The 11,982-nt window shown below is 33.9% G+C and carries 11 protein-coding genes; 4 read left to right on the top strand and 7 right to left on the bottom strand.

The window, feature by feature from the left end; all coding sequences use genetic code 11:
- Nucleotides 1–316: 316 nt before the first annotated feature.
- The gene (locus BU804_RS00490; RefSeq protein WP_011176400.1) at nt 317–1,006 is read left to right on the top strand and encodes a response regulator transcription factor; all 690 of its coding nucleotides are present in this window, start codon (nt 317–319) and stop codon (nt 1,004–1,006) included.
- Nucleotides 1,007–1,063: 57 nt separating this feature from the next.
- Nucleotides 1,064–1,516, top strand: coding sequence for a hypothetical protein (locus tag BU804_RS00485; RefSeq protein ID WP_075882550.1), 453 nt, complete (start codon nt 1,064–1,066; stop codon nt 1,514–1,516).
- A 537-nt stretch (nt 1,517–2,053) separates the two neighbouring features.
- Here the strand turns inward: BU804_RS00485 and murI are convergent.
- The 7 genes from murI to BU804_RS00450 all read right to left on the bottom strand — a co-directional run bounded on the left by murI (nt 2,054) and on the right by BU804_RS00450 (nt 8,377).
- Nucleotides 2,054–2,875, bottom strand: coding sequence for a glutamate racemase (gene murI / locus BU804_RS00480; RefSeq protein ID WP_075882549.1), 822 nt, complete (start codon nt 2,873–2,875; stop codon nt 2,054–2,056).
- A 3-nt stretch (nt 2,876–2,878) separates the two neighbouring features.
- On the bottom strand, nt 2,879–3,559 hold the full coding sequence (locus BU804_RS14355; RefSeq protein WP_226996076.1) for a LysM peptidoglycan-binding domain-containing protein: 681 nt from the start codon (nt 3,557–3,559) through the stop codon (nt 2,879–2,881).
- Between the two features lie 28 nt (nt 3,560–3,587).
- A complete protein-coding gene (locus BU804_RS00470) occupies nt 3,588–4,328 on the bottom strand; it encodes an OmpA family protein (RefSeq protein WP_075882547.1) in 741 nt (246 codons plus the stop codon).
- A 302-nt stretch (nt 4,329–4,630) separates the two neighbouring features.
- Entirely contained in the window at nt 4,631–6,040 is a 1,410-nt protein-coding gene (gene tolB / locus BU804_RS00465; protein WP_075882546.1) for a Tol-Pal system protein TolB, read from the bottom strand.
- Nucleotides 6,041–6,101: 61 nt separating this feature from the next.
- Nucleotides 6,102–7,166: an energy transducer TonB gene (locus tag BU804_RS12440; RefSeq protein WP_075882545.1), complete on the bottom strand. Its 1,065-nt coding sequence runs from the start codon at nt 7,164–7,166 to the stop codon at nt 6,102–6,104.
- 15 nt (nt 7,167–7,181) lie between these two features.
- A complete protein-coding gene (locus BU804_RS00455; RefSeq protein WP_039360493.1) occupies nt 7,182–7,610 on the bottom strand; it encodes an ExbD/TolR family protein in 429 nt (142 codons plus the stop codon).
- A 14-nt stretch (nt 7,611–7,624) separates the two neighbouring features.
- Nucleotides 7,625–8,377 (bottom strand): MotA/TolQ/ExbB proton channel family protein, encoded by a 753-nt coding sequence (locus tag BU804_RS00450; RefSeq protein ID WP_075882544.1) that lies wholly within the window; start codon nt 8,375–8,377, stop codon nt 7,625–7,627.
- Between the two features lie 390 nt (nt 8,378–8,767).
- Between BU804_RS00450 and BU804_RS00445 the strand changes: the two genes are divergently transcribed.
- Both BU804_RS00445 and BU804_RS00440 read left to right on the top strand, forming a co-directional pair.
- Nucleotides 8,768–11,011 carry a protein-disulfide reductase DsbD family protein gene (locus tag BU804_RS00445; RefSeq protein WP_079988536.1) on the top strand — a complete coding sequence of 748 codons (2,244 nt, stop codon included), beginning with the start codon at nt 8,768–8,770 and terminating at the stop codon, nt 11,009–11,011.
- On the top strand, nt 10,999–11,796 hold the full coding sequence (locus BU804_RS00440) for a TatD family hydrolase (protein WP_075882543.1): 798 nt from the start codon (nt 10,999–11,001) through the stop codon (nt 11,794–11,796). Before BU804_RS00445 ends, BU804_RS00440 begins: the two co-directional genes overlap by 13 nt.
- The last annotated feature ends 186 nt before the right edge of the window (nt 11,797–11,982 follow it).

The following is an 11,982-nucleotide window of genomic DNA, read 5'->3' as shown; positions in this document are numbered from 1 at the left end:
CAGTATATCCTTCTTCAAAAAAAAAATAAAGTTAAAAGGGTTAGTTTTTTAATAAAATTATCATTTTATAAATCCTTGAAAACAAACTATTTAATAAATAAAAATTTTAAAAATATTTAATTAAAATTAAATTTTATTTTATATTAATGTAATAACACATTTATATGATTTAAATTTTTGTTATAATAAATAATAGGTGCATTTTAAATGTTAGCTGTAGTTATCAAATGAAAATAAAAATAATTATAATAAAAAAACTTGAATATTAGAAAAATTTAAATTATAAAATACCAATTCAGTACGCGGAGCTATTAAAATGCAAAAAACAAAAATATTGCTTATTGAAGATGAAGAGGATATAGCCTCTTTGATTAAACTCCAGGCAGAATTGGCTGGATATAAAGTCCATCTGGAAATGGATGGATTAAATGGTTTTTTGGCTATAGAAAGAGAAAAACCAGATGTTATTATCCTTGATATTATGCTACCTGGATTAAACGGACTAGATGTATGCCGTAAAATCAAAAGTAATCCTGATTTAGAAAATATTCCTATTATTATAATTTCAGCAAAAAGCGAAGAGCTCGATGTTGTTTTAGGACTTGAGCTAGGTGCGGATGATTATGTTGCTAAACCATTTTCTCTAAAGGTTTTATTTTCACGTATTAAAGCTGTTATGAGACGTGGAAAAGAAGGAGAAAAGGAAGCAAAAACATTAGTTTTTGGCGAATACACTATGGAAGTCGATCGGTATTTGTTGAGAAAGAAAGATAAATCTATTGCTTTAACTCTTTCTGAATTTGGAATTTTAAGACGCTTACTTCTTAATCGTGGAAAGGTATTGACTAGAAATCAATTATTAGATGATGTACAAAATGACGAAGCCTTTATCATCGATCGTAACATTGATGTGCATATTGCCTCTTTGAGAAAGAAATTAGGTCCTAATTTTGATGGTATTGAAACTGTTAGAGGGGTAGGTTATCGTTTTAAAGACGATGAATAAGATAAATTAAAACTGAATTAATCTTGCAGGATTAATTCAGTTTTCTCGGGTATGAGAATGTGTATTCTAAAACTCATTATTTTTAGCTTCTTTTTTTTATCCTTTACAACTTCCTCACAAATAACTTTTGAAGAATTACAAAGCGAAAATTATTTTTTCATACCTGAACAATCCGTTCAAATCAAAGGCTTTATTTATCAATCTCCTTGGAATACCTTTATACTGGCTTCTCAACCTAATTTAAAAAGTTGTTGTATTGACAATTCTCATCAAGCAGCACAACAAATTTTTTTGAAAGGAATTGATAAAATTTCTACTAATCAAATGGTGACAGTTCAGGGGATATTAAAGTTACAAGTGCAAGAGGAAGGGAAAAAATTAAGGCAATTTTATATTTTAGAAAATGCAGAAATCATTTCTCAGAAAGTCCTTCCTTTTTGGACGTTAATTTTTTGTTTCATTTTCATCATTTTTACTTTTTTCGTTTTTAAGAAGAAACAAAAAACATAACTTTTTCAGTCTAAATACCTTTGCCTCTTAGAAAAAATCTTGTTAAACTCACAATTTGGGTTAAAAAAGCCGCAACGAAAATTATTCAATTTAAAACGCTTCTTAGTTATCAAGGAGTATTTTGAACATTAAATAAATGATACTCGATTTTTAAAGGTGAATGAATTTACCTTTATCTTTAATGGTTGTGTGACTTAGGAATGAATTCATCACTAGCAGCACTGATATATTGCTTTTTCCGCATCAAGTATTCTGTTTGCTGAATATCCTTCAGGATTTCCCTTTTTTTAAAACTCTTAAAATAGTTTTCTCATCTTTTAGGTGAGCGTTAATTTGATTGACAAAACCTAAGCTGTTTACCATAGCTCATCGTTGCCACAAGGTTAAACTACAATTTTATATAATTAACTACTTGTAAACTATCTATTTAAAGCAACCAGTGAAATAACAAATGTTATTATTTTTGCAGGGAATATCCAATTAAATTTTCTAATAAAATGCGAGAAATTGATTTTTAATTGGCTGAACTCAAATGGATTACGAATGAATTAATTTGTGCAATTCTACTAAAGAAAGAGGAGATTGAAACAAATATTCACCAAGTTGGCGAAATTTCTCTGGATCATCTGTGACGAAATATTGGTGAATTGCGGGTGGATTCAAATTGACAAGTTGATGACTTTCTAAAAGTTTTTTGACGGTTTGGGCACAGGTCAAGGCTGAATCTATAATTGTAACAGATGAGCCCATTATTTCTTCAATGAGGGGTTTAAGTAAAGGATAATGGGTGCAACCAAGCAAAATAGTATCGACATCCGCCTTCTCTAAATTTTTTAAATATTCTTGAATAATGAGTTTTGAAGCAGAATGATAGAGAAAACCTTCTTCAACGAGAGAAACCAATAGAGGACATGCAATTGGAAAGATAATCGCATCAGGAATTAGTTGATGAATTGCAGACTGGTAAGCACCAGATTCAATGGTTCTTTTGGTTCCTAAAACGGCTATACGTTTGTTACGCGTTGTTGCAGCTGCTAATTTAGCCCCAGGTTCAATGACGCCTATGATTGGGAGGTGAAAGAGTTGTTTTAATTTTGGAAGCGCTAAAGCTGAGGCTGTATTACAAGCAACCACCAATACTTTAATTTGCTTTTCAAGTAGAAAAATAGCATTTTCAATGCTATAGCGAATAATTGTTTCTGCGCTCTTATTTCCATAGGGTACTCTTGCTGTATCCCCAAGATACAAGAGGTTTTCCTGGGGCAGTAAACGAATCATTTCTCGCATGACTGTTAACCCCCCTACTCCTGAGTCAAATAAACCAATAGCATGAGAAGAAGTAAGGTGATTGAATGCCATAGGTTAAGGAAGTTTAAGTACTTGTCCGACCACAATAAGATCAGAAGTTAACTGATTACAGTCTCTCAAAATTTTGACAGTCGTTTTATTAACCTTTGCAATTTTTTCTAAACTATCGCCGGGTTGGACCTTGTATGTTTTAGATGAATTTATCGCTTGTTTGTTTGCAATTTCTTGTGTTGCTGTTTCTCTTGCCTGCCAGACATCTATGAGAGAATGCAAAGCTGCCTCCAGGCTGCTAATATGCTGATCCTGTACTTCAAGGATTTTCTCAACCTCAACCAATTTCTGTTTATATTGAGCTAAAACATTTACCGAATCATTGGCATGATTTTTTAATTGTCTAAGGTCATTCATCAAACCGTTGACAGCTTTATCAAGAGTATCAATTTTCCCTTCTAAATTAATACTCATCGCTCGTGTATATTCTTTTTGTCTCTCTAAATCATCTACAATTTGTTGACGAATTTGATCGAGTGAACTTTCTTGATTATGCAACTTGTTTTCAAAAATGCGTATCTCTGCTTCATGATTACTTAATTCGTGTTTAAGATCGGCTAAACTATTCTTAAATCGGATTGTATTATTATCAATAACTGGACGGGTAGATTGTTGATTAGGCAGGTTAGAATTCGCCGAGTAATTTGGATAAGTTGCACTCATACAATTTAAAAGTGGGAACATGATTAGTGTTCCCATAAGAAAAAAAATTTTAACGTTCATAAATCTTGAACTCTACACGACGGTTTCTAGACCAGCCTTCTTCATGTTTTTCTAAGACGACGGGTCGTTCTTTCCCATAAGAAATGGTAAAGAGATTATCTGGATTAACATCTTCACTAATCAAAAGATTACGAACGGCATTGCTACGACGGGAACCTAGAGCCAAGTTATAAGCTTGAGGTCCTCTTTCATCGGTGTGTCCTTCAATAAAAATATAAACATTTGGATGGCGACGCATGAAATCAGCAATTTGATGAATTGTTTGTAAATTTGCCTGACCTTTAATCATACTGCTATCATAATCGAAATAAATTGTTTTAAAAATGGCTGCGAGTTGGGGAATCATGCAAGGATCTTGAAAAGATTCAATACTCGGAATGGAACTACCTATTTCACCAGGCGTTTCTTTAGGTTGGCGAGCAAGGATATCTACCATTGCAAACTCATTGTTGGCTTGATCTTGTAAGGGAATGAAGTCTGCGCGAGAATAATCACAGTCTTGAAAACCTCCTTCTTGATGACTATACTCATCATCTACGCATTCAAAATCGTTTTTTGAATGAATTTGGCGAGAGTCGCCATGTTTGCCGCCAAGAGCCCTTACACCACGGTTCATGTGCCGGCCAGCTGATTTTGTATCTTCCCAAACGTCGCTACCATTTCTTGCGCAACTTTGAAGTAGACAGGCAGACCCTAATAAGGCTACTAAATAAAAAGAATATATTCTCATAAGATTTTCTCCGGAAATTAGAGAGAGCTCATTGAAGATTTGTAAGTGAAAAAACAGTTTCTTTTTGAAATTTACTCTATTTGCAAAAAAAAATTTTGAATGAATTTGTAATTAAATTTTTGAGAAAAAATAAAATATAACGTTAAAAAAAATTGATCATAAAAGCTTCAAAAAAAACATTTTAGCAAAATTAATGAAATCTCGAAAAAAGTTGAACGTAGTTTAACAAAAATCATGTCAAATTAGCAAAAAAAAACACTAGCATTTACAATCTCTTATCTAATTAGATGATAAACAAGCGATTAGCGATCAAAACGTAACTCCCAATTGGGATAACGTTTTTCACCTTTTCCTGAAGTTATGCGAGTTGCCTCCGTTTGATTCAAATTAATCAAATAGAGCTGGCTATCATTGGTATCAGCTGAATTATAAACAAGATGAAGGCTATTGGGAGCCCACGAAGGATTTTCTTTGTTAACAGGTCCTTGCGTTAATTGTTTTTCCTGGTTGGTTGTAAAATCGTAAATCCAAATTTGCCTAATCCCATCAGTTCGGGAGCAATAAGCAATTTTTGTTCCGTCTGGTGACCATGCAGGAGCAGAACTTTCTCGATTGCGCTTAGTAATTAGAGTTGCCTTTATATTTTTTAAACTTGTTCCAGGCTCTGGAATGGCAATGACGTAAATTTTTGGAGAACCATCTTTATCAGATACAAAAGCTACTTTGGTTCCATCAGGATTAAATGAAGGAGTACTTTGGGTAGCTAATTTAGCAGAGAAAATTTGCTGCGGTTTTCCAACAACACCTGTTTCAGGATTGAAAAGTTGCAAAAATAAATCGGGATTGCCAGTTACGTCGCTAATAAAGGCAATTTTATCTCGTTGTTGAGAAAGTGTAGGCATCAGTTGATTACCTTTAAGCTTCAATAAACGCTGTCCTTTGCCATCTTTTAAATTCGCAATATAAATTTTTGATTGTCCGACTTGATAAGAAACATAAAGAAAATTGCCTGATAAAAAACCTTTTTTGGGTGGAATGTAAGTAGGATTCACACAAAAAGATTTTTCTTGAGTAATTTGTCGTGCATTTTCTCCATCGTAATCAGCTTCCCAAACTTCGGAAGAAAGTTTTTGTTTATTATCGACAAGGGGAGTTTTAACTGTATACAAAATTTTAGTGGAGGCAATTCCCTCCACTCCAAATAAGGCTTTATGAATAGTGTCTGCAATACGATGAATTAATCGGCGATCTTGGGATAAATCACCGGTTAGCATAACTGGATCACATTTTTTAAGATTTTGTGTATTCGTACTTAATATAAATACCTGAAGAAAGTTTTCTTTGATAATACCTTTGATCACATAAAAAATATTTTGTGCTTGCCAAGCTTGAGCAATACCTAAATCTTCTAGCTCACCTGCATTGGCTAACTGGTCATTGGAGGTATTTCTTTTTGATAAATAAGTAGATCCATTGTGATTAAGATCAAAGGTTAAGATATTTTCCAATTGTTTAAGATAGGATGGAGAAAAATTTGTCTGTTCTATAGTGAAAGGAGCTAAATAAAGAGGAACAAGAGAAGAATCTGTCGAGAGGCGAACAACAATAGGGTCTTCGTCTATCGAATGAGCAAAAAAGGGAGCTAAAGATAAACAAAAGCAGATAAGAAACTGTATCCAATGGTTAGATGTTTTAAAAAAAAATGCATACATAAAATTTCTTGGGTTTTTAATAATCTAATAGATTTTTTAGTGAATAAACTTGTAATCTAGGTTAATAATCGTTATTTAACGTAACTAAAAAAGTGTATTGGGAAAGCCCTTCAAATCGAGTTCCGAAAGCTGGAAAATAAATCGTGGGAAGGTTTTTTTCTATGTACTGCTGATTTTTTGAACTTTCACTTTTTACAATGCTAATTTGAGCAATCTTGCCTGTTCGGTCGATCGTCAATTTAACTTGTACAGATCCGTAATCGGGTAATTTTAGAAAAAGTTTTAATCGTTGAGCAATTTCGTCTCGATAACTGCTATCCCTTCCATTTAACTCTCCTTGAACACTATTTCCTTGAGGTAAAGTGTCAATTTGTAGATTTTGAATCTGTTTTAGAATAGAGGATTCTCCAATTTTAGTTGGCGTGGTAGAATTGGATTTTTGTTTTGCCTCTCCTATTTTGGCTAGATTTTCTTTAGCTTTAGCTAAGAGCTGTTGCTCTTTTTTTAGAGCAGCCTCCTGTGAGGCTGCTAATTCTTGCTGAAGTTGCTTGTCAACATCTTTGGCAAGAGTTTCCTTAGCAATATTTTCTTTTTTAACAGCCTCTTTTTTTTGTTTTTCTTTCTCAAATGTTATTGCTGGAGTCGCTTTTACTTTTTTCTTCTCTGCTTGTTTTTGTTCCGTAATTTTTTTTTGTGGGGGTTCAGTTTTTTTTATTTTTGATGAAGAGACTGTACTTTTTTTTGGTTCAGTTTTTGGAGAGAGTTTAGATTCTAACTTAAGTTCAGATTTTTTTTCAGTCACTTTATGTGGTTTAGAAGAGTTTTGTGGTTTTGGCTTAGCAGGTAAGGGATTTTCTGGTGTTAAAGGTAACGAAGTGGATGAGATTAAACTCTTATCAATCTCTTGTGTAAGCAAAGTTTTTATAGAAGAGGGAGGAGCGGAAGGTTGTAGGATAAGTGTCGAGACTACTAATTTCGTCGTTTGTTGTTTTTCTGATGAAATTGACCATGTAGAATTAACTAATAAAATCAGTAAATGAAAAAATATGACAGCAATAGCAATCAACCACCAAGCTTTTTGCTGGGTATAAGATTGAAAAAAGAGAGAAGTTGGATCATTGTGCATAAGCAATGGGTTGCTTTAAGCAGGTTTTAAAATAATGTCTACTTTTGAAAATCCTGCTTCTTCTGCAGCATTCTTGACTAGTTGGTATGTCCCGAAACAGGCTTTTTTATCATGAAAAATTTGAGGAGTAATTTTGGGATGTTTCAATTTAATTTGTTTAAGCTTTTCGGCTAACAGATGAGGAAGTATAAGTTCTTGATTTAACCAAATCGTGTTATCAGATCTTACATGAATAGTAATCGGACTACTTTCCTGAACAGACTGATGATTATTTAAATTGAATTTTGGCGCATCAGCAAGTTCGACATGATCTTGTTCTAATAAGGGGGCAATTACAATAAACATAATCAAAATAACAAACACAACGTCAATTAAAGGTGTCAAATTTACGGCAGGTTCATCGGGAATTGAAGAGTGAGAAAAAGAAAAACGGTTTCTAATCATTGCGCTCACCTTTTCTAAGCTTCTACTTTGCGATATTGTAATTCAACAGCAGCTAAAATGTCGTTTGAAAAACCTTCCATATCCATCGAAAAATCACGAATTTCATTTTTTAAATAATTATATCCAATTAAAGCGGGAATTGCATCAAGAAGTCCCAGTACTGTGGTAGCCAAGGCAAGGGATAGTCCACTGAGTACCATTTGATGAGTACTTCCGCCTGATTGATGAGATTGTAATTCCGCAAATGTTGTCAAAATCCCCCAAACAGTTCCCAATAACCCTAGAAATGGTGCCAAACTGACAGTTGTGGAAAGAATGTAAAGATTTTTTTCTAAATATTTTATTTGAGAAGCAACTTGAGTGGATAAATGAGAGGCAACGTAGTCTATATCACTCAACGAAAGAAATGTGGGTGATTGCGGAGTGTTAGATAGTTGAGTATGAAAATGGCGATTTTTAGCCAATACATCTAAAGTTTGTCGTTTTAAAACTTTATAGAGGTCTAAAAAAGGATTAAGGTGTGTTTTGTTATTTATTGTATCATAGTCGAGGCTAAGAGGATTCGCTTTTTGTAATTGAAAAGCTTCATGAAATCGGAAGGCATGTTTTTTGGCTTGAAAAGTCAACCATAATTTATGAATTAAAACAATCCAGCTACAAATAGAAAGAATATATAAAGCTAAAAAAATTAGTTTACCTAATACATCGGATTGAGAATAAGCTTCAAAAAAAGGATTGTTAGCTAATATATTAACATTTACATACATTTACAATACCTTTATTATTTATAATAATTTACTTGAATATAAATTTTCAAATTTATTATACTAATTATCTAATGTGATTAATATCAAATAACTGATTATACCCTATTTGTCAAGTTTTGTAAAAATAAAAACTAGATTTAAATAGGAAATTTTTGATGACTTCACCTCAGATTCGAACTTTGAATTATTCTCGCGAAGATTCAGTTTTTTGTTTTTGTTTTAAAAAGATCAACTTGTGAAAATAGGCTTGCCAATTTTCCTTCAGAAGATTTTTTGATACTGATCAAAGTTTTGACTTTCAAAGAATAAATAAAACTCACGCAAAGTGAAATTTCATCCCCCTTCATTTGAAAGGCTTCAATAAGCCGTATAAAGCCAGGAGATGTTTGAATGAACAATTATATTCGTTTCTTTTTATTATTAATTGGGTTTGTTTCCCCCCTACCGTCTTTTGCCACATTCGAAGGTCCTGCCCATGTACAAGTTCAGTTAATTCAAGAAGAAGAGACAATTCAGCCAGGCCATCCTTTTTGGGTTGCCCTTCATCTTAAAATCGAAGACGATTGGCACGTGTACTGGAAAAATCCGGGGGATGCGGGAATACCATTAAAAGTTGAGTGGACATTACCTCTCGGATTTGAAGTGGGGCCTTTACAATGGCCTTTTCCTGGAAAATTTAAGGTGGCTGACATGGTGGGATTTGGATATGAAGGAGAAGTTGTCCTACTAAGTTTGATTACCCCTCCTGCTAATCTCTCTATTGGACAAACTTTTCAATTGAATGCTAAACTCAAATGGCTTGTTTGTTCAGATCTTACGTGTCAGCCAGGATCAACAGCCACAGCTCTTCAAGTTGTCACCCAAAATGATGCGCCAAAATTAAAAACTGAAACAGCTACTCTTTTTTCCCAAGCACGTTTGAAAATTCCCAGTTTTCATGCAGAAGTGAAAACTGTGCGTAAATCAGGAATTGTCCAAATTGAAATGCCTCACGCGAATCAAATACCAAATGTTGACCCCGTTATTGGAGTTTATTTTTTTCCTGAAGAAAAGGATGTTATTGATTACAAAGTTGATCCTGTTCTTGCTGCTGCTTCTAAGCAAGATCAGCGATTTTTAGTCAATTTAAAAGGAAGTGATGAGATTGGGGCTAAAAGTCAGACTTTAAAAGGTGTTTTGGTTGTGCATACTCAGCAAGGGAATGAAGAAAGTGTCCAAGCTTTTGATATAGATACACCAATCCACGAAGTTGGCGAAAAAGAGTTAATCAGTCATTTGGACACTCAATCGATAAGACCTTCCACGCTGGAAATGAAAACTCAAAAAACCCAAGCATCATCTTTTGAGTTTGAAGGGGGAATTGCTCTTGCTCTTTTATTTGCTTTTTTAGGGGGGATGATTCTAAATTTAATGCCTTGCGTTTTACCTGTTATGTCATTCAAAGTGATGAGCTTTGTTAAAATGGCCGGTCAAAGTCGTTCTTTAACGATCAAACATGGTTTAATGTTTTCTTTAGGAGTCATTCTCTCATTTTGGCTATTAGCTTCCGCAATGCTAGCTCTACGTGCCTATGGTCAAGCTGTGGGTTGGGGATTTCAATTGCAAGAGCCTATTTTTGTGGTTATTTTAGCATCTGTTTTATTTATATTTGCGTTGAGTTTATTTGGACTTTTTGAGTGGGGAATGTTTTTTGCTTCTTGGGCGGGGCAGACGCAAGCTGAAAAAGCAACTCAATGGTCTGGTTACATGGGTTCTTTCTTAAGTGGAGTTTTAGCAACAGCTGTTGCTACACCTTGCACAGGGCCTTTTTTAGGCTCTGCTGTGGGATTTGCTGTCACATTACCTGTTTTTCAATCATTATTAATTTTTACATTGCTTGGATTAGGAATGTGCTTTCCTTATTTATTACTTGCTAGTTTTCCAGCTTTTTTGCGGTTTATGCCCAAACCTGGTCCATGGATGGAAACTTTTAAAGAACTTATGGGATTTGTTTTACTAATCACTGTCTTATGGTTAATGTGGGTATTTAGTGCACAGACAAATACTTTTTCTCTTATTTGCTTAATAGCTGGTTTCTTGAGCTTTGCTATAGGAGCTTGGATTTATGGAAAAGGGAGTCATCCTCTTATAAGTTCAAAAAAGCGAATAATCGCTTATGTCACTGCCTTATTCTTCATCTTAATGGGTATAGAAGCTATTATTTTACCAAAAGATTCGTGGAATGATAGTTCAACTTTTTCTCAGATTGGAAATGCAGAGTGGGCTGGATGGGAGGTATTTTCCCCGGAACGAGTTGTCGAATTAAGAAAACAAGGAAGACCTGTTCTGATTGATTTTACCGCTAAATGGTGTTTGATTTGTCAGGCCAATCATATCGTTTTAGGTTCTAAAGAAGTTGATAAAAAACTTTCGGAAGAAGGTGTTGTTAGAATGATAGCCGATTGGACCAAGAATGATCCAGTGATTACTGAGGCTTTGAGCCAATTTGGACGCAATAGTGTGCCCCTCTATGTTTTTTATGGGAGTGATCAGAAGCAAGAGCCTACTATTTTACCTCAAATACTGACCTCTGATATTGTCAAAGAACACATTAATTCAGTTTTGAATTCTAAAGAGGTAGCATGGATAGAATGAGCTATTCTCTTTCATTTATTGACTCTCACGCCCATTTAACAAATTCTCCTGTTTACGAACAAATTGATGTTCTTTTAGAAAGAGCGCAAAAAGAGCACGTTCATCAAATAGTCAATATTTGTACTGATCCCGAGTCGTTAAAAAAAGGGATAGAGCTTTCCAAAAAATATCCTTGGATTTACCAAACGGCTGCAACCCCTCCCAATGATGTACAAAAAGAAGGTGAAGCAGCATTTGAAACGATTGCAGATTATGCTCGTAAAGGTTACTTAAAAGCGATTGGAGAAACAGGATTAGATTATTATTATGATTATTCTTCAAAAGAGATTCAAAAAGACTTTTTCCATCGTTATTTGCATTTAGCTCTTGAATGTCGATTACCTGTAGTCATTCATTGTCGAGAAGCTTTTGCAGATTTTTTTGAAATTATTGACGCAGAATATCGAATTGGCTGTCGTCATGCTCCAGGTGTTTTACATTGTTTCACAGGAACAATTGCAGAAGCTGAAGAGGTCATTAAAAGAGGGTGGATGCTCTCTCTAAGTGGGATTGTCACTTTTAAAAAAAGTTTCGAGTTGCAGCAAGTTGCAAAAGAAGTTCCTCTGTCCCAACTATTGATCGAAACAGATACGCCATATCTAGCCCCTCAAAAATATCGAGGCCGCCCCAATGAGCCTTCTTATATTATAGAGACAGCTCGTTTGATTGCTACTTTAAAAGGTATTTCTCTAGAGGAAGTGGCACATACGACTTCTGAAAATGCACGTTATTTATTTCGAATTTAGTGATATAAATTTATTTATTGAAAGTGTTAAATATTTTTTTACGATCCATTTTTGAAATTATATTTAAATTTTTTGACATTTAATGATTGTAAAAATTAATTATTTCCTATTTTTATGAATAAATTTATTTTGATTTTATAATAAATGAAAATATCATTATATATGATCAATTTTAAATTGAATTGG

It is taken from the genome of Candidatus Protochlamydia sp. W-9 (assembly GCF_001950615.1).
Lineage (GTDB): Bacteria > Chlamydiota > Chlamydiia > Chlamydiales > Parachlamydiaceae > Protochlamydia > Protochlamydia amoebophila.
This window is presented reverse-complemented; position numbering and strand designations above follow the sequence as displayed.